The sequence below is a fragment of the Lonsdalea iberica genome, from assembly GCF_002111585.1.
GTDB classification, from domain to species: domain Bacteria; phylum Pseudomonadota; class Gammaproteobacteria; order Enterobacterales; family Enterobacteriaceae; genus Lonsdalea; species Lonsdalea iberica.
This window is the reverse complement of the sequence record NZ_LUTP01000023.1, coordinates 1-17,740: the sequence shown is the minus strand read 5'-3', so window position 1 is coordinate 17,740 and position 17,740 is coordinate 1. Positions and strand designations below refer to the sequence as shown.

17 protein-coding genes and 1 pseudogene are annotated in these 17,740 nt (G+C 55.6%); 17 read left to right on the top strand and 1 reads right to left on the bottom strand.

Features of this window, described 5'->3' with window-relative positions; all coding sequences use genetic code 11:
• The first annotated feature begins 65 nt into the window (after positions 1 to 65).
• From AU511_RS10385 to AU511_RS10350, 8 genes are all read left to right on the top strand, one after another.
• Positions 66 to 1,121, top strand: a complete 1,056-nt coding sequence (locus AU511_RS10385) for a PhoH family protein (RefSeq protein ID WP_094109604.1) — start codon at positions 66 to 68, stop codon at positions 1,119 to 1,121.
• Positions 1,118 to 1,582, top strand: coding sequence for an rRNA maturation RNase YbeY (gene ybeY, locus AU511_RS10380; RefSeq protein ID WP_094099648.1), 465 nt, complete (start codon positions 1,118 to 1,120; stop codon positions 1,580 to 1,582). The genes AU511_RS10385 and ybeY overlap by 4 nt, the downstream gene beginning before the upstream one ends.
• 120 nt (positions 1,583 to 1,702) lie before the next feature.
• Positions 1,703 to 2,581, top strand: coding sequence for a CNNM family magnesium/cobalt transport protein CorC (gene corC, locus AU511_RS10375; protein ID WP_094109603.1), 879 nt, complete (start codon positions 1,703 to 1,705; stop codon positions 2,579 to 2,581).
• Positions 2,582 to 2,587: 6 nt separating this feature from the next.
• Positions 2,588 to 4,114 (top strand): apolipoprotein N-acyltransferase, encoded by a 1,527-nt coding sequence (gene lnt, locus AU511_RS10370; protein ID WP_094109602.1) that lies wholly within the window; start codon positions 2,588 to 2,590, stop codon positions 4,112 to 4,114.
• A gap of 352 nt (positions 4,115 to 4,466) precedes the next feature.
• The gene (locus AU511_RS10365; RefSeq protein ID WP_094109601.1) at positions 4,467 to 5,363 is read left to right on the top strand and encodes a glutamate/aspartate ABC transporter substrate-binding protein; all 897 of its coding nucleotides are present in this window, start codon (positions 4,467 to 4,469) and stop codon (positions 5,361 to 5,363) included.
• A 153-nt stretch (positions 5,364 to 5,516) separates the two neighbouring features.
• Positions 5,517 to 6,257 carry an amino acid ABC transporter permease gene (locus AU511_RS10360; RefSeq protein ID WP_094109600.1) on the top strand — a complete coding sequence of 247 codons (741 nt, stop codon included), beginning with the start codon at positions 5,517 to 5,519 and terminating at the stop codon, positions 6,255 to 6,257.
• A 2-nt stretch (positions 6,258 to 6,259) separates the two neighbouring features.
• Positions 6,260 to 6,934: a glutamate/aspartate ABC transporter permease GltK gene (gene gltK / locus AU511_RS10355; protein WP_026738939.1), complete on the top strand. Its 675-nt coding sequence runs from the start codon at positions 6,260 to 6,262 to the stop codon at positions 6,932 to 6,934.
• Entirely contained in the window at positions 6,934 to 7,659 is a 726-nt protein-coding gene (locus AU511_RS10350) for an amino acid ABC transporter ATP-binding protein (RefSeq protein ID WP_094109599.1), read from the top strand. Before gltK ends, AU511_RS10350 begins: the two co-directional genes overlap by 1 nt.
• Positions 7,660 to 7,798: 139 nt before the next feature.
• On the opposite strand, the gene AU511_RS10345 is transcribed toward AU511_RS10350, so the two are convergent.
• On the bottom strand, positions 7,799 to 8,281 hold the full coding sequence (locus tag AU511_RS10345) for a zinc ribbon-containing protein (RefSeq protein ID WP_094099643.1): 483 nt from the start codon (positions 8,279 to 8,281) through the stop codon (positions 7,799 to 7,801).
• 339 nt (positions 8,282 to 8,620) lie between these two features.
• Between AU511_RS10345 and leuS the strand changes: the two genes are divergently transcribed.
• The 9 genes and pseudogenes from leuS to AU511_RS10295 all read left to right on the top strand — a co-directional run.
• Positions 8,621 to 11,203 (top strand): leucine--tRNA ligase, encoded by a 2,583-nt coding sequence (gene leuS / locus AU511_RS10335; protein WP_094099641.1) that lies wholly within the window; start codon positions 8,621 to 8,623, stop codon positions 11,201 to 11,203.
• 15 nt (positions 11,204 to 11,218) lie between these two features.
• The gene (gene lptE, locus AU511_RS10330) at positions 11,219 to 11,776 is read left to right on the top strand and encodes an LPS assembly lipoprotein LptE (protein ID WP_094099640.1); all 558 of its coding nucleotides are present in this window, start codon (positions 11,219 to 11,221) and stop codon (positions 11,774 to 11,776) included.
• Entirely contained in the window at positions 11,773 to 12,807 is a 1,035-nt protein-coding gene (holA, locus tag AU511_RS10325) for a DNA polymerase III subunit delta (protein ID WP_094099639.1), read from the top strand. Before lptE ends, holA begins: the two co-directional genes overlap by 4 nt.
• Complete coding sequence (gene nadD, locus AU511_RS10320; RefSeq protein WP_420843446.1) at positions 12,794 to 13,468, top strand: nicotinate-nucleotide adenylyltransferase; 675 nt, start codon at positions 12,794 to 12,796, stop codon at positions 13,466 to 13,468. Before holA ends, nadD begins: the two co-directional genes overlap by 14 nt.
• 170 nt (positions 13,469 to 13,638) lie before the next feature.
• Positions 13,639 to 13,956 (top strand): ribosome silencing factor, encoded by a 318-nt coding sequence (gene rsfS, locus AU511_RS10315; RefSeq protein ID WP_094109597.1) that lies wholly within the window; start codon positions 13,639 to 13,641, stop codon positions 13,954 to 13,956.
• A 1-nt stretch (position 13,957) separates the two neighbouring features.
• Entirely contained in the window at positions 13,958 to 14,428 is a 471-nt protein-coding gene (gene rlmH / locus AU511_RS10310; RefSeq protein WP_094109596.1) for a 23S rRNA (pseudouridine(1915)-N(3))-methyltransferase RlmH, read from the top strand.
• Positions 14,429 to 14,464: 36 nt separating this feature from the next.
• On the top strand, positions 14,465 to 16,369 hold the full coding sequence (gene mrdA / locus AU511_RS10305) for a peptidoglycan DD-transpeptidase MrdA (protein ID WP_094099635.1): 1,905 nt from the start codon (positions 14,465 to 14,467) through the stop codon (positions 16,367 to 16,369).
• Between the two features lie 8 nt (positions 16,370 to 16,377).
• Positions 16,378 to 17,490 carry a peptidoglycan glycosyltransferase MrdB gene (mrdB, locus tag AU511_RS10300; RefSeq protein WP_094099634.1) on the top strand — a complete coding sequence of 371 codons (1,113 nt, stop codon included), beginning with the start codon at positions 16,378 to 16,380 and terminating at the stop codon, positions 17,488 to 17,490.
• 9 nt (positions 17,491 to 17,499) lie between these two features.
• Positions 17,500 to 17,740 (top strand): annotated as a pseudogene (locus AU511_RS10295) (endolytic peptidoglycan transglycosylase RlpA); the annotation flags it as partial.

Below are 17,740 nucleotides of genomic sequence, written 5' to 3'. Positions count from 1 at the left end.
TCGCCAGTCGACGGGACTCCCGTCTCAATCCGTCCATTTTCCGGTTAAATACCAAGAGGAATAATTTGAACGTAACGACCAAAGAGATCACCCTCGAACCCGCGGACAATAAACGTTTACTCAGCCTGTGCGGCCCGTTTGATGACAACATCAAACAGTTAGAACGACGCCTGGGCATTGAAATCAACCGACGCGATAATCAATTCAAATTAGTCGGTACCGAACTTTGCGTTAAGGCGGCCGCCGATATCCTGCTGCATCTGTACGTTGATACCGCGCCGATGAAAGGTGCGAGCCAAGATATTGATCCAGAACAGATCCATCTGGCGATCAAAGAGTCCGGCGTCCTGGAGCAATCTGCCGACAGCGTGCCTGAATTCGGCAAAGCGGTGAACATTCGCACTAAACGCGGCGTCATCAAACCACGTACGCCGAATCAGGCGCAGTATATCGCCCATATTCTTGACCACGATATCTCGTTTGGCGTGGGCCCGGCCGGTACCGGGAAAACCTATCTGGCGGTCGCCGCCGCCGTCGATGCGCTGGAGCGCCAGGAAATCCGCCGAATTTTGCTGACCCGTCCGGCGGTGGAAGCCGGTGAAAAACTGGGCTTCCTGCCGGGTGACCTAAGCCAGAAAGTCGACCCGTATCTGCGCCCGCTGTATGACGCTTTGTTCGAAATGCTGGGCTTCGAAAAAGTCGAGAAACTGATTGAACGCAATGTGATTGAAGTCGCTCCGCTTGCTTATATGCGCGGTCGCACGCTCAACGATGCCTTCATCATTCTGGATGAAAGTCAGAACACCACGATCGAACAGATGAAGATGTTCCTGACGCGTATCGGCTTCAATTCGAAAGCCGTCATCACCGGCGACGTGACGCAGATCGACCTGCCGCGCAACCAGAAATCCGGGCTGCGGCACGCAATTGAAGTGCTGTCAGACGTCGAAGAAATCAGTTTCAACTTCTTCCACAGTGAAGACGTGGTGCGCCATCCGGTGGTCGCTCGTATCGTCAACGCCTATGAGGCCTGGGAAACGGCGGAGCAAAAGCGAAAAGATGCGCTAGCCGAACAGCGTAAACGCGAAGCGCTGCAAGCCGCGGGGCAGGAGCACAAATGAGTCAGGTCATTCTCGATCTGCAGATCGCCTGTGAAAACAGCAGCGGTCTGCCCTCAGAGGCTCATTTCCAGCGCTGGCTGGATACGGTGCTACCGCAGTTTCAGGCCGAGTCGGAGGTCACTATCCGCATCGTCGATGAGGCGGAAAGCCATGAGCTGAACCACACCTATCGCGGTAAAGACAAGCCCACCAACGTGCTCTCCTTCCCGTTCGAAGCACCGCCCGAAGTAGAACTGCCTCTGCTGGGCGACCTCATCATTTGCCGTCAGGTCGTCGAACAGGAAGCGGCCGAACAGGAAAAGACATCGGAAGAGCACTGGGCGCATATGGTGGTACACGGCTGCCTGCATCTGCTGGGCTACGACCACATTGAAGACAGCGAGGCCGAAGAGATGGAATCGCTGGAAACCGAGATCATGAAAGGGATGGGGTACGCCGATCCCTATCTGGCAGAAAAATAAACGGTTACCGAGTTGCGTTAAATTCGGTATCTTACACAGCTATATGCCAGCGGCGGCTTAACACGACCGTTTCCCCGCTGGTTTTCTTTCCCTAAACTGAGAGACGTAAACAGATACGCCATGAGCGACGACCATTCTTCCAACAGCGATAACCCCAGCCCCAAAAAAGGCTTCTTTTCTCTTATTCTCAACCAGCTTTTTCACGGTGAACCCAAAGATCGTAACGACCTGCTCACGCTGATTCGTGATTCGGAACAAAACGATCTCATCGACCCGGAAACCCGCGACATGCTGGAAGGGGTAATGGATATCGCTGAACAGCGAGTACGGGATATCATGATCCCGCGTTCGCAGATGATTACCCTGAAGCACAATCAAACGCTTGAAGAGTGCCTGGACGTGATTATCGAGTCCGCCCACTCCCGCTTCCCGGTCATCAGCGAAGATAAAGATCACATCGAAGGGATTCTGATGGCCAAGGATTTGCTGCCGTTCATGCGCAGCGATTCCGAACCGTTTAGTATGGACAAAGTCCTGCGCCCTGCCGTCGTCGTACCGGAAAGCAAACGCGTCGACCGTATGCTGAATGAATTCCGCTCGTTGCGCTATCACATGGCTATCGTCATCGACGAATTCGGCGGTGTTTCCGGGCTGGTCACGATTGAAGACATTCTGGAACTCATCGTCGGGGAGATCGAAGATGAATACGATGATGAGGAAGATCGCGACATCCGCCATTTGACCCGCCAGACATATACCGTCCGGGCGCTGACGCCGATTGAAGACTTCAACGAGTCCTTCTCCACCCAATTCAGCGACGAAGAGGTAGACACCATCGGCGGTCTGATTATGCAGGCATTCGGTCATCTGCCGGCTCGGGGGGAAACCATCGAGCTGGACGGCTACCAATTTAAAGTCGCCATGGCGGACAGCCGCCGGATTATTCAAGTCCACGTCAGAATACCTGACCACGCTCCGCAACCCATATTGGAAAACTAGTCAGCTATGACTGTTGCTTCCCTGTTACAACGCCAGCAGAGCCGGATTCTGCTGGCGCTTTTATTCGGCGCCAGCGGCACGCTGGCATTTTCCCCTTTTGATATCTGGCCCGCCGCCCTGCTCTCCCTCTTCGGTTTACAGGCGCTGACGCTGGGCCGTAGCGTCCGTCAGTCTGCCGCCGTTGGTTTTGCGTGGGGCTTCGGGCTATTCATCAGCGGCGTACAGTGGGTGTATGTCAGCATCGCCAATTTCGGCGGTATGCCGGGCCCCATTAACGTGGGTCTGGTTGTTCTGCTGGCGCTCTATCTGGCGCTGTACCCGATGCTGTTTGCCGGCGTCCTGGCCCGTTTTTGGCCTAAGGCAAACCTGTGGCGCGTCGCTATCGCCGCGCCCGCGCTCTGGCAGCTGACCGAGTTCCTGCGCGGCTGGGTGCTGACCGGCTTTCCGTGGCTCCAGTTCGGCTATAGCCAAATCGACGGTCCCTTAAAGGGGCTGGCGCCGATTCTCGGCGTAGACGCCGTCACGTTTGTGCTGATGATCGTCAGTGGGTTACTGACCTTTGCCATCACGATCCGCCATTGGCTGCCGGTGATCATCGCCGCGGCCATGCTTCTGCTGCCGTGGCCATTGCGAGGCGTCGCCTGGTTCAAACTGGAGCCGGATCGCGCGGTCAACGTCGCGCTGGTGCAAGGCAACATTCCCCAGTCGCTGAAATGGGATCCGGACGAGCTGCTGAACACGCTAAAAATCTATCTGGACAGCAGTCTGCCCGCGATGGGAAAAGCGCCGATCATCATTTGGCCGGAGTCGGCGATTCCCGACATAGAATCCCGCCAGCAGGCGTATTTGAATCTGGTCGATCGCGCGCTGCTTGAGCGCCATAGCAGCCTGATCACCGGCATCGTCGACGTCCGTCCGAAAGACAACGACGCGGACTATTACAACAGCATCATCGTTCTGGGTGACAAGCAGCCTTACCACTACCCCACCAGCAACCGCTACAACAAGCACCACTTGGTGCCTTTCGGCGAGTTTGTACCGCTGGAGACCCTGCTACGCCCGTTGGCGCCGCTGTTCGATCTGCCGATGTCGTCATTTAGTCGCGGCAACTATGTGCAGCCGCAGCTGGAAGTGAGCGGCTACCGGCTTACGGCCACGATTTGCTACGAGATTATTCTGGGTCAGCAGGTGCGTGACAATTTCCGGGAAAATACCGATATGCTGCTCACCATCTCGAACGATGCGTGGTTTGGTCACTCCATTGGGCCGTGGCAGCACTTACAGATGGCGAGAATGCGTGCGCTGGAACTTGGCCGACCGTTGCTGCGCAGCACGAACAACGGCATTACGGCCGTCGTCACGCCGAATGGCGACGTCAGCGCCTCCCTGCCGCAGTTCACGCGTGAAGTGCTGGAAACCTCCGTCACCCCGGCGACCGGCATGACGCCTTACGCACGTTGGGGCGCGTGGCCGCTATGGGCGCTGACAGCCATCTTCGGCTTCTGCGCCATACTCTCCCCCCGCCGCCGCTGACCCTCCCCCCGTTATCGGACATCGTGAATAAGAAAGGGCATGCTAAGCATGCCCTTTTTAACTCCTGGCATATTAATTGCTAAAACCTATGCGACGCGGCCAACCTGGCGTCTTTTAAGCGTGTCTGATCCCACGCAGCACGAATTCGGGGCAGCGATAGCACCAAAGTAGTGCCAAGCCGACCAAGTGCTGCAATTTAGTGCAGTTCAACTCTCAAAAAGAGACATAACGGGCTCAGATTGTTAACAGTTGGCTTTTTTTAACGATGTAGTTGTTTATTTGCGCTTTCGCGGTGCACCCGCAAAGCGCCACTCATTGATTAGCGCCATCACTACAGCAAAGGAGTTAGCACATGCAATTGCGTAAACTGGCACTTTCACTACTTCTGGCAGGTACGGCGGCAGGCAGTCTGGCTCATGCGGAAGAGCTGACCGGCACATTGAAGAAAGTGAAAGACAACGGGGTCATCGTTATCGGACACCGCGAATCTTCCGTTCCTTTCTCTTATTACGACAATCAACAGAAAGTCGTGGGTTATTCCGAAGCCTATTCAGACAGGATCGTTGAAGCCGTCAAAAAGAAAATTGGGGCGCCAAACCTTCAGGTCAAACTGCTTCCTATCACCGCGCAGAACCGAATCCCGCTGCTGCAAAACGGCACTTACGATCTGGAGTGCGGTTCCACCACTAATAACCTGGAGCGTCAGAAACAGGCCGACTTCTCCAACACCATCTTCATCATCGGCACCCGTCTGATGACCAAAGTGGATTCCGGCATCAAGGATTTCCCGGACTTGGCCGGCAAAACCGTCGTGGTGACCTCCGGAACCACCTCTGAAGTGCTGCTGAACAAGATGAACGACGAGAAGAAAATGAAGATGCGCATCATCAGCGCGAAAGACCACGGTGACTCCTTCCGCACGCTGGAAAGCGGCCGGGCGGTAGCCTTTATGATGGATGATGCTCTGCTGGCGGGCGAACGCGCCAAGTCAAAAAATCAAAATCAGTGGGTCATTCTTGGGCAACCGCAGTCCAAAGAAGCCTATGGCTGCATGATGCGTAAAGACGATCCGCAATTCAAAGCCCTGGTCGACGAAACCATCGCCCAGATCCAGACGTCAGGTGAGGCCGAAAAATGGTTTGATACCTGGTTCAAGCAGCCGATTCCGCCGCGCAATCTGAACCTGAACTTCGAACTGTCTGACGATATGAAAGCCTTGTTCAAAGCACCCAACGACAAAGCCTTTTAAGCTCAGCGCTCACAAGATAATGGTTCAGGCATTTTGATTGCTGATTTGCGAACATGCTGACGGGCTCGGGTCAGTCGCTCCCTGGCTTGAGCTCCAGACCGTTCACAAGTCTTCGGGTAGCCTAGACGGCTACCCTTTTTACCGGAGTTTTTTATGTCAACAGATTGGAATTGGGGTATTTTCCTGCAATCCGCTCCATTTGGTAATACCACTTACCTTGGATGGATTATTTCCGGCCTACAAGTGACCGTCTCACTGTCCCTGTGCGCCTGGGTCATCGCATTCTTGCTGGGTTCGCTGCTGGGGATTATTCGTACCGCGCCCAATCGTTTCATCTCTGGCATCGGCACCTGTTACGTGGAGCTGTTTCGTAACGTCCCGCTTATCGTCCAGTTCTTCATCTGGTATCTCGTGGTTCCCGAACTGCTGCCGGTCGAACTTGGCATGTGGTTCAAAGCGGAGCTGGATCCGAATATTCAGTTTTTCCTGTCGTCCATGATCTGCCTCGGTATGTTCACGGCCGCACGTGTCTGCGAACAGGTTCGCGCCGGCATTCAGTCTCTGCCCCGAGGCCAGAGAGCCGCCGGTCTGGCGATTGGCCTGACGCTGCCGCAGACCTACCGCTACGTGCTCTTGCCCAACGCCTATCGCGTTATCGTTCCGCCATTGACGTCAGAGATGCTCAATCTGGTCAAAAATTCTGCGATAGCCTCGACGATCGGTCTGGTCGACATGGCCGCGCAGGCGGGCAAACTGCTCGACTATTCCGCGCACGCCTATGAGTCTTTCACGGCGATTACGCTGGCCTATATCGCCATCAACGCCATCATCATGTTGCTGATGCAGGTCGTTGAACGAAAAACCCGTTTGCCGGGCAATATGGGGAGCAAATAACAATGTATGAATTCGATTGGAGCTCGATCGCTCCCAGCCTGCCTTACCTGCTGCAAGGCCTTGGCGTCACGATTAAAATTACGGTGATTGCCGTTATTTTCGGTATTCTCTGGGGAACCCTTCTCGCCGTCATGCGGCTGTCTTCGTTCAAACCCATCAGCTGGTTTGCCAAACTGTACGTAAACTTGTTTCGTTCCGTACCGTTAGTCATGGTACTGCTGTGGTTTTACCTGATTGTGCCAAGCTTTTTACAAAATGTGCTTGGGCTGTCGCCGAAAACCGATATTCGGCTAGTTTCGGCTATGGTAGCCTTCTCCCTGTTTGAGGCGGCCTACTACTCTGAGATCATCCGCGCCGGGATTCAGAGTATCGCGCGCGGACAGGCTTCCGCCGCATTGGCGCTGGGCATGACACACTGGCAGTCCATGAGACTGGTGATACTGCCTCAAGCTTTCCGGGCAATGGTTCCGCTACTGCTGACTCAGGGTATTGTCCTATTTCAGGACACCTCTCTGGTGTACGTACTCAGTCTGGCTGATTTCTTCCGCACCGCCTCCAGCATCGGTGAGCGCGACGGAACTCAGGTCGAGATGATTCTGTTTGCCGGGTTTGTTTATTTTATTATCAGCATCTGCGCATCAATGCTGGTTAATTATCTGAAGAAAAGGACGGTTTGATGATTTCCCTGAAAAATGTTTCTAAGTGGTACGGTCAATTTCAGGTACTTACCGACTGCTCCACAGAAGTCAAAAAAGGTGAGGTAGTCGTCGTTTGCGGCCCTTCCGGCTCCGGTAAATCGACCCTCATCAAAACCGTTAATGGACTCGAGCCCATTCAGGAAGGGCAAATTGAAGTTAATGGCATCGCCGTTAACGACAAGCGCACCAATCTGGCCCAGCTGCGCTCTAAAGTCGGCATGGTGTTCCAGCATTTTGAGCTATTTCCGCATTTATCGATCATCGATAACCTCACCCTGGCGCAGGTCAAGGTGCTCAAGCGTGAGCGTGATCCTGCCCGTGAAAAGGCCAAAAAGCTGCTGGATCGCGTCGGTCTCTCCGCGCACGCGGACAAATATCCGGGACAGCTTTCCGGCGGCCAGCAGCAGCGTGTGGCTATCGCCCGTGCGCTGTGCATGGACCCCATCGCGATGCTGTTCGACGAACCAACTTCGGCGCTTGACCCGGAAATGATTAATGAAGTGCTGGACGTGATGGTCGAACTGGCGCAAGAAGGAATGACTATGATGGTCGTGACCCACGAAATGGGCTTCGCTCGCAAAGTGGCGCACCGGGTCATTTTCATGGACGAGGGCAAGATTGTCGAAGACACCCGCAAAGAGGACTTCTTCACGAATCCCAAGTCCGAACGCGCTAAAGACTTTCTGGCGAAAATCCTGCACTAATATTCGAGTTCAGCGCAGTGCATCACTGCACAACGTCAGCATTGTGATCCCAAAATCCCGGCAACCGATGCCGGGATTTTTTACATCAATGGTGACCGTGGGAATGAACGCCGGAAACCCCGAGAGTGCGACGTTCTCGCTAGGGCTGGAAAGGCTGGCGATGAAATTGGTCGTGCGAACATTTCGGGCAGCGCGGCAGTACCTCCGGGGTATAAAAAGTCAGGTGGTAGTGGCAGTTTTCGCACACCAGGTTACCTAACCCGACCACCTCGCCGCTGTGATAGACGCCGTGGTGGTTGACGTCCTGAAACATCTCCCTCCACTCCAACTGCGTTTTGTCTGTGATGTCCGCCAGCTCCTGCCACAGGCTTTCCTTGATGACGCGCATAAAAACGCTGTCGGTGATTTCGTCCCGGCTCTCCTCATAGCTACGTGCGAACTCAGCGAGATCGCGCCGGATTGCCTTAAGGATCTGTTCGCCTTCCTGCTCCGTCAAGGCGTTATCCTCTGCAATACGGCGGCGCGCATGATCGATAAGCTTCGCCATATCACGCTCTCCGCCATGTAAACGCGCGGTGATATCCGACATTAACGTCTGGTAGTAACGACTGACTGTCTTCATTACGACTCCTCAACAAACCGGGTGGAATGAGGCATGCGCCACCCTTTTTGCCGCAGGGCGACCCCCTGGTGATATCAGCACTCAGGATGGTTTCAGTGTAGATGATTTTCCTGAGCGAACCGCAGGCCGGGTCACGCTCTGAGCTTCCCCCGCCTTTTCGCCGCCATCGGAAGCGCGAACGAACCGTCGCTGATGAACGACTACGGCATAAATCCGCCCCGGACGGCCTCAAGGTGTTGTTGCCCAAGACGCTTATCAGCTATGCTATGCGGATCTTTTAGTATGCACAATGGGCTACAAACGTAGCCATTATCACTACCCAAAGGACCACTGGCAGCCATGCATGAGCAATACCGCCCAGATGAAATAGAAGCGCAAGTCCAGCTTCACTGGCAAGAAAAACAAACCTTCAAAGTGACCGAAGACTCCAGCAAGGAAAAATACTATTGCCTTTCCATGCTGCCTTACCCTTCTGGCCGACTCCATATGGGACACGTCCGTAACTACACCATCGGCGATGTCATCTCACGCTATCAGCGCATGCTCGGTAAAAACGTGCTACAGCCTATCGGCTGGGACGCCTTTGGTCTGCCGGCGGAAGGCGCGGCGGTTAAAAATAAAACCGCTCCCGCTCCCTGGACCTACGACAACATCGAATACATGAAGAACCAGCTGAAACTGCTGGGCTTCGGTTACGACTGGGATCGCGAGATCGCCACCTGCAAACCTGACTATTACCGTTGGGAACAGTGGTTCTTCACCAAGCTGTACGAAAAGGGCCTGGTCTATAAGAAAACGTCCGCCGTCAACTGGTGCCCGAACGATCAAACCGTACTGGCTAATGAACAGGTCATCGACGGCTGCTGCTGGCGCTGTGACAGCAAGGTGGAACGCAAAGAAATCCCACAGTGGTTCATCAAAATCACTGACTACGCGGACCAACTGCTGAACGATCTGGATACGCTGGAAAGCTGGCCGGAGCAGGTGAAAACCATGCAACGTAACTGGATCGGCCGTTCCGAAGGCGTCGAAATTACCTTCGACATCGCGGACAGCGATCGCCAGATGACGGTTTACACGACGCGCCCCGATACCTTCATGGGCGTGACCTATGTCGCCGTCGCCGCAGGGCATCCTTTATCTCTGCTGGCCGCAGAAAAAAATCCTGCGCTGAATGACTTCATCGAAGAGTGCCGCAATACCAAAGTGGCCGAAGCCGACATGGCGACGATGGAGAAAAAAGGCATGGCGACCGGGCTGTACGCCATTCACCCACTGAACGGCGAAAAAGTACCGGTATGGATCGCGAACTTTGTGCTGATGGAATACGGCACCGGCGCAGTCATGGCCGTACCGGCTCACGACCAACGCGACTGGGAGTTCGCCACCAAATACGGTCTGCCGATCAAACAGGTGATTCAGGCCGCGGAAGGCCAAGACGTCGACCTGTCCGCTCAGGCGCTGACGGAGAAAGGCCGCCTGTTCAACTCCGGCGAATTCGACGGTCTTGATTACGATGAAGCCTTCAAAGCCATCGCCGACACGCTGGTTGAAAAAGGCGTCGGACAGCGCAAGGTCAATTACCGGCTGCGCGACTGGGGCGTTTCCCGTCAGCGTTACTGGGGCGCACCGATCCCAATGGTCACGCTGGAAGACGGCACGGTCATACCGACGCCTGAAGATCAGCTGCCGGTCAAATTGCCCGAAGATGTGGTCATGGACGGCATCACCAGCCCGATCAAAGCCGATCCTGAATGGGCGAAAACCACGGTCAACGGCCAGCCAGCGCTGCGTGAAACCGATACCTTCGATACCTTCATGGAATCGTCCTGGTACTATGCGCGCTACACCTGCCCGCAGTTCGACGAAGGCATGCTGGATCCCGCCGCGGCCAACTACTGGCTGCCGGTCGACCAGTATGTTGGCGGCATCGAACACGCCATCATGCATCTGATGTATTTCCGTTTCTTCCACAAACTGCTGCGCGACGCCGGTCTGGTCAACTCCGACGAACCTGCTAAGCGCCTGCTGTGTCAGGGGATGGTGTTGGCGGACGCCTTCTACTACGTCGGCAAAAACGGCGAGCGCGTGTGGATCTCTCCGGCCGACGTGACCGTTGAGCGCGATGAGAAAGGCCGTATTGTGAAAGCCTTCGACGCCGAAGGCCGCGAAGTGATTTATGCCGGCATGAGCAAAATGTCGAAATCGAAAAATAACGGCATCGACCCGCAGGTCATGGTGGAAAAATACGGCGCGGATACCGTACGTCTGTTTATGATGTTCGCTTCCCCCGCAGAAATGACGCTTGAGTGGCAGGAATCCGGCGTTGAAGGCGCTAACCGCTTCCTGAAACGCGTATGGAAACAGGTTCTGGATCACACCGCCAAAGGTGCGGTACAGCCGCTCGACGTGGCGAAATTGACGGACGGTCAGAAGTCCCTGCGTCGCGATCTGCACAAAACCATCGCCAAGGTCACTGACGATATTGGTCGTCGTCAGACGTTCAATACCGCCATTGCCGCTATCATGGAACTGATGAACAAGCTGGCGAAGGCTTCCCAGGACAGTGACCAGGATCGCGCCCTGACTCAGGAAACGCTGCAAGCCGTCGTCCGCATGCTGTATCCGTTCACCCCGCATATTTGCTTCACGCTGTGGCAAGAGCTGCACGGCGAAAGCGATATCGATAACGCGCCGTGGCCGGTGGCGGATGAACAGGCTATGGTTGAAGACTCGAAGCTGGTCGTCATTCAGGTCAACGGCAAAGTCCGCGGCAAAATTACCGTTGCGGCCGACGCCAACGAGCAGCAAGTTCGTGAACGCGCTGCAGAAGAACCGCTGGTTGCCAAGTATCTTGATGGCGTGACCGTGCGGAAAGTGATTTACGTCCCTGGAAAACTGCTTAACCTGGTTGTGGGTTAAGGCGAGGAGGAACTTGTGCGACACCCACTTTTGACGTTGTTGCTGGGACTGGCGGTACTTATTACCGCTGGTTGCGGTTTTCATCTGCGCGGCACGACTCAGGTGCCGCATCAGTTGCATAATCTGATTCTGGATAGCTCAGACCCGTATGGGCCGATGACGCGCGCGGTGCGCGAACAGCTTCGTCTCAACGATGTGAACATCGTTGAGAACTCCAAACGTCAGGACATTCCGTCCCTGCGCGTGCTTAACACCACGCTGACACGCAGCACCGCGTCTGTTTTCCAGGATGGTAAAGCCGCTGAGTATCAGTTTGTCATGGAGCTGAAAGCACAGGTGCTGATGCCGGGAGACGACATCTACCCGATCAGCGTCAAAGTTTTCCGCACCTTCTTTGATAACCCGCTCACGGCGCTCGCCAAAGACGCCGAGCAGGATATTATCCTCCAGGAAATGCGCGTACAGGCCGCCCAACAATTGGTGCGAAACCTGCTGACCGTGAAGGTAAGCAAAAACGCCCAGCAGGAGAAGGAAACGACGTCCCCTGCTCCTGCCGTGCCTGCACGTTCATGACCCGGATTTATCCTGAGCAACTCGCCGCGCAGCTCCGAGAGGGGCTGCGCGGTTGTTATCTGCTGTTCGGCAACGATCCGCTGCTACTGCAGGAAAGTCAGGATCACATCAGCCGTACCGCTCAACAGCAAGATTTTAATGAACAATTCCGGTTTACGCTGGATAACACGACTGACTGGGACGCCATCTTCGGCGCCTGTCAGGCGCTAAGTCTATTCTCATCACGACAGATATTGTCGCTGACGCTGCCAGACTCCGGTCCTGGGGCGCCGATAGGCGAACAGCTGGTGAAACTCGCCGGATTACTCCATCCTGACATTCTGCTGATTTTGCGCGGCGCCAAGCTCACCCGCGCCCAGGAGAACAGCGCCTGGTTCAAAGCCTTGTCGCAAAAAAGCATCTACGTGCCCTGCATGACGCCCGAACAGGAGCAACTGCCGCGCTGGGTTATGCAACGCGCCAAGAGTATGAAGCTGGAACTGGATGAGCCGGCCTGCCAGTTGCTCTGCTACTGCTATGAAGGCAACCTGCTGGCCTTGTCCCAGGCACTGGAACGTCTATCGTTGCTCTACCCCGACGGCAAATTGCCGCTGCCCCGCGTTGAACAGGCCGTCAGCGATGCCGCGCATTTTTCGCCATTTCATTGGCTGGACGCGCTCCTGGCGGGAAAAAGCAAACGCGCCTGGCACATCCTGCACCAGCTACGTTTGGAAGAGTGCGAGCCCGTCATTTTACTGCGAACCGTGCAGCGTGAACTATTGCTGCTGCTACAGTTGAAACGGCAGATGGTCGCCACTCCACTGCGTACCTTGTTCGACCAACATAAAATCTGGCAAAACCGCCGTTCCCTGATAACGCAGGCCTTGCAGCGCCTGTCGTTGGAACAGCTACAGCAGGCCATCACCCTGCTCGCCAGACTGGAAATCACCCTGAAACAGAATTACGGCCAGCCTATTTGGGCAGAATTAGAGACACTGGCGATGATCTTGTGTGGAAAAGCCCTGCCCGATAGTTTGATTGAGGTCTACTGATTTGCCGATCCCGGATACCACTAGCGAACTGACCGCCTACTTCGGCGGGACGTTCGACCCGATTCACTTCGGCCACCTGCGCCCCGTGGCCGCACTGGCGGCTGAAGTCGGATTGCAGCAGGTCGTCCTGCTGCCCAATAATGTCCCCCCACACCGCGAACAACCTGAAGCCGACGCCCGTCAGCGTAAAGAGATGGCCGCGCTGGCGATCGCGAATAACCCGCTTTTCCGCATCGATGACCGTGAACTACGGCGGGAAACGCCTTCGTACACGATTGAGACATTGGAAGCGTTAAGACGGGAAGCCGGTCCGACGACACCGCTGGCGTTTATCATCGGTCAGGATTCGCTGCTCACGCTGCATCGCTGGCACCGCTGGCAGGAAATTCTGTCCTATTGCCACCTGCTGGTATGCGCCCGCCCAGGCTATAGCCGCACGCTGGAAACCCCTGAATTACAGCAATGGCTGACGTCCCGTCACACTACCGAGGTTAGCCGGTTGCACCAGCATCCGCACGGGTTAATCTATCTGGCGAACACTCCGCTGCTGCCCATTTCCGCTACTGAAATTCGTCAGCGCAGGCAACAGGGGCGCGACTGCAGCGACCTTTTGCCCGCCCCCGTGCTGAATTATATAGATACACACGGGCTGTACCGATAGCGACGGCTTTATACCACTCAACATGACTGCATGGTATACTCCGCCGCTGGTTCAAACGGCAGGCAACCCGCCTGCCCCGGCAGACTCGCCACGCTTTTGCGCGCATGCTGAAAGCGACATCGCTCCGCCCATCAAGCTCAGGCTGATTAACATTACCCCAGGGGGAACATTTGCAAGGCCAAGCACTCCAAGACTTCGTTATTGATAAAATCGACGACCTGAAAGGTCAGGACATCGTGGCGTTGGACGTCACCAAGAAGTCCAGCATCACAGACTGCATGATCATCTGTACCGGAACTTCTAGCCGCCACGTCGCGTCCATCGCCGACCACGTCGTGCAAGAATCTCGCGCCGCTGGTCTGCTCCCGCTGGGCATAGAGGGCGAAGCGCTGGCTGACTGGGTTGTTGTCGACCTGGGCGACGTGATTGTCCATGTCATGCAGGAAGACAGCCGTCAGCTGTACGAACTGGAAAAGCTCTGGAGTTGATATGAAACTGCAACTGGTCGCCGTGGGCACCAAAATGCCCGACTGGGTGCAGACCGGCTTTAGCGATTATCTGCACCGTTTTCCGAAGGATATGCCACTGGAACTGGTGGAGGTTCCTGCCGGGAAACGGGGCAAAAACGCCGATATTCGCCGCATTCTTGAGCGAGAGGGCGAACAAATGCTGGCCGCCGTGGGGAAAGGCAACCTGATTGTGACGCTGGATATTCCCGGCTCACCGTGGGAAACCCCGCAGCTGGCCCAACAGCTGGAACGTTGGAAACTGGACGGGCGCAACGTGAGTTTGCTGATTGGCGGGCCGGAAGGCCTGTCGCCGCAATGCAAAACGGCGGCCGAACAGAGCTGGTCACTGTCCCCATTGACGCTGCCCCACCCACTGGTGCGCGTACTGGTGGCAGAGAGCCTGTACCGGGCCTGGAGTATTACGGCTAACCATCCTTACCACCGGGAGTAAGGCGATACTATGAACTATCAGAACTGATCCTGCCGGATGAACATAGAGCGTAAACCTTTTCGTGATTATACGGCTGAGTCGGCCCTGTTTGTACGCCGCGCGCTGGTGGCGTTTTTGGGCATTCTGCTGCTGATCGGCATCCTCGTTGTCAATCTGTATCATCTACAGATTTCACGCTTTGACGACTACCGCACCCGCTCCAACGAAAACCGCATCAAGTTGGTCCCTATCGCGCCCAGCCGTGGCATTATCTATGACCGCAACGGCACGCCCCTGGCCCTGAACCGGACCATCTACCAGCTAGAGCTAATCCCTGAAAAGGTCAATAACCTTGAAGCTACGCTGGACGCACTGAAGCCCATCGCCGATCTCACCGACGAAGACCTGGATGCTTTCCGCAAAGAGCGCAAGCGTTCGCGCCGTTTCACCTCTATCGCGGTGAAAACCGGCCTGTCCGATGTGCAGGTCGCGCGCTTTGCGGTGAACCAATATCGCTTCCCCGGCGTTGAAGTCAAAGGCTACCAGCGTCGCTATTATCCCTACGGTTCCGCGCTGACCCACGTTATCGGCTACGTATCCAAAATCAACGACCGTGATCTCGACCGGCTGGCGAAAGAGGACAAGCTGGCGGACTACGCGGCAACGCACGATATCGGCAAACTCGGCATAGAACGCTACTACGAAGACCTGCTGCACGGCAGACCGGGCTATGAAGAGGTTGAAGTCAATAACCGTGGACGCGTCATTCGCCAGCTGCACGAACAGCCGCCGCAGGCTGGAAAAGATGTCTATCTGACGCTGGATCTGAATTTGCAGATTTACATCGAAAAACTGCTGGAAGGCAGTCGCGCTGCGGTCATCGTCACCGATCCGCGCGACGGCGGTCTTTTGGCGATGGTATCCACGCCCAGCTACAACCCAAACCTGTTTGTCGACGGCATTTCAGGCAAAGATTATCGCACGCTGCTCAACGACCCCAACCGCCCGCTGATTAACCGTGCCACGCAAGGCGTCTATCCGCCGGCGTCGACCGTAAAACCCTATATCGCGGTTTCCGCGCTGACGGCAGGCGTCATTACGCCCAATACTTCGCTGTTCGACCCTGGCTGGTGGCAGCTTCCAGGGTCGGAAAAACGCTTCCGCGACTGGAAAAAATGGGGACACGGACGGCTCAATCTGACCAAAGCGCTGGAAGAGTCGGCGGATACCTATTTCTACCAGGTCGCCTACGACTTGGGCATCGATCGCCTGTCTGAGTGGATGACGAAATTCGGTTACGGCGACTATACCGGTATCGATTTGTCTGAAGAGCGCGCCGGAATTATGCCGACGCGAGACTGGAAGATGCGGCGATATAAAAAGCCCTGGTATCAGGGTGATACCATCCCGGTCGGTATTGGTCAGGGCTACTGGACCGCCACGCCCATCCAAATGCTGAAAGCGTTGACGACTCTGATCAACGACGGTCAGGTTAAAACGCCGCACCTGCTCGCCAGTACGCAGGAGCACGGCGTCAAAGTGCCTTTCGCCCAGCAAGAGCATACGCAGATTGGCGATATTCACTCGGGCTATTGGGAACTGGTCAAAGACGGCATGTATGGCGTCGCCAACCGCGCCAACGGCACTGCGCACAAAACCTTTGCGGACTCGCCGTACAAAATCGCGGCCAAGTCCGGTACGGCGCAGGTATTCGGCCTGAAGGAAAACGAGACCTATAACGCTCATAAAATTGCTGAACGGCTGCGCGACCACAAGCTCATGGTTGCCTTCGCCCCGTACAATGACCCGAAAGTGGCCATGACCATTATTTTGGAAAACGGCGGCGCCGGACCCGCGGTCGGGACAATCGTGCGCCAGATCCTCGACCATATTATTTTGGGCGACAACAACGTCAATCTCCCGGTCGCGCCCCCCGCGCCTCCCGGCAGTGAAACTGAGTAGGCAAATTCATGACCGACAGCCAACAAAAAGGCTCAATCTGGACCAAGATCCATATTGATCTCCCGTTTCTTCTCTGCGTACTGGCGCTGCTCTCCTACAGCCTGATTGTCATGTGGAGCGCCAGCGGGCAGAACATTGATATGATGGAGCGCAAAGTCGCTCAATGCATACTCGGCCTGATTGTGATGATCATCATGGCTCAGATCCCGCCCCGTGTGTACGAAGGCTGGGCGCCTTACTTATATGTCGTATGCGTGATCCTGTTGGTATTAGTGGACGTCTTCGGCCAGATTAGTAAAGGCGCGCAGCGCTGGTTGGATCTGGGCGTGGTCCGGTTCCAGCCGTCCGAGATCGCCAAAATCGCGGTTCCGCTGATGGTATCGCGCTATATCAACCGCGATATGTGTCCTCCTTCCCTGAAAAATACCGCCATAGCGCTAACCCTGATTTTCGTGCCTACGCTGCTGGTAGCGGCGCAGCCTGATCTGGGGACGTCGATTTTGATCTGCGCATCGGGCCTGTTCGTTCTCTTTCTCGCGGGTATGAGCTGGCGACTGATTGGCTTCGCCGCCTTACTGCTGGCCGCCTTCATCCCCATTCTTTGGTTTTTCCTCATGCACGATTATCAGCGAGACAGGGTAATGATGCTGTTGGACCCGGAGACCGATCCCTTGGGTGCGGGTTATCATATTATCCAGTCCAAAATCGCCATTGGTTCTGGCGGCCTTTCCGGCAAGGGCTGGTTGCAGGGCACGCAGTCGCAGTTGGAATTCCTGCCGGAACGCCATACCGACTTCATTTTTGCCGTGTTGGCGGAAGAGCTTGGCCTGATTGGCGTGCTGATTCTGCTGACGCTTTATCTGTTCCTGATTATGCGCGGTCTGGTGATCGCCGCCAACGCACAGAATTCCTTCGGCCGCGTCATGGTCGGCGGTTTGATGCTAATCTTCTTTGTCTACGTTTTCGTCAACATCGGCATGGTCAGTGGTATTCTGCCCGTGGTCGGTGTACCGCTGCCATTGGTCAGCTATGGCGGATCGGCTCTGGTGGTCTTGATGGCGGGATTCGGTATCGTCATGTCGATACATACTCACCGCAAAATGTTATCCAAAAGCTTATAGAGGTGGGCAATGCGTAAGAATTGGCTAGGGATTGTCACACTCGGTCTGCTGTTGTCTGGTTGTAGCACCGAGATGGAACAGGCGAGGCCCGCGCCTGCGCCGACGGTTTACAACGGCCCGGTGGAAGAGATCGGCGGGGCGGAGCCGCGCTATGAACCGTTCAATCCTTCCACGATGAAGGATTACACCGTTAACGGCCGAAGCTACAAAATCGTCAAAGATCCGCAGAACTTCAGCCAGACCGGTTTGG

What these genes read in the sequence shown, in the direction of transcription:
- ybeY (WP_094099648.1), top strand. Translation starts at nt 1,118, where the DNA reads ATGAGTCAGGTCATTCTCGATCTGCAGATCGCCTGTGAAAACAGCAGC.
- corC (WP_094109603.1), top strand. Translation starts at nt 1,703, where the DNA reads ATGAGCGACGACCATTCTTCCAACAGCGATAACCCCAGCCCCAAAAAA.
- lnt (WP_094109602.1), top strand. Translation starts at nt 2,588, where the DNA reads ATGACTGTTGCTTCCCTGTTACAACGCCAGCAGAGCCGGATTCTGCTG.
- AU511_RS10365 (WP_094109601.1), top strand. Translation starts at nt 4,467, where the DNA reads ATGCAATTGCGTAAACTGGCACTTTCACTACTTCTGGCAGGTACGGCG.
- AU511_RS10360 (WP_094109600.1), top strand. Translation starts at nt 5,517, where the DNA reads ATGTCAACAGATTGGAATTGGGGTATTTTCCTGCAATCCGCTCCATTT.
- gltK (WP_026738939.1), top strand. Translation starts at nt 6,260, where the DNA reads ATGTATGAATTCGATTGGAGCTCGATCGCTCCCAGCCTGCCTTACCTG.
- AU511_RS10350 (WP_094109599.1), top strand. Translation starts at nt 6,934, where the DNA reads ATGATTTCCCTGAAAAATGTTTCTAAGTGGTACGGTCAATTTCAGGTA.
- AU511_RS10345 (WP_094099643.1), bottom strand. Translation starts at nt 8,281, where the DNA reads ATGAAGACAGTCAGTCGTTACTACCAGACGTTAATGTCGGATATCACC.
- leuS (WP_094099641.1), top strand. Translation starts at nt 8,621, where the DNA reads ATGCATGAGCAATACCGCCCAGATGAAATAGAAGCGCAAGTCCAGCTT.
- holA (WP_094099639.1), top strand. Translation starts at nt 11,773, where the DNA reads ATGACCCGGATTTATCCTGAGCAACTCGCCGCGCAGCTCCGAGAGGGG.
- rlmH (WP_094109596.1), top strand. Translation starts at nt 13,958, where the DNA reads ATGAAACTGCAACTGGTCGCCGTGGGCACCAAAATGCCCGACTGGGTG.
- mrdA (WP_094099635.1), top strand. Translation starts at nt 14,465, where the DNA reads ATGAACATAGAGCGTAAACCTTTTCGTGATTATACGGCTGAGTCGGCC.
- mrdB (WP_094099634.1), top strand. Translation starts at nt 16,378, where the DNA reads ATGACCGACAGCCAACAAAAAGGCTCAATCTGGACCAAGATCCATATT.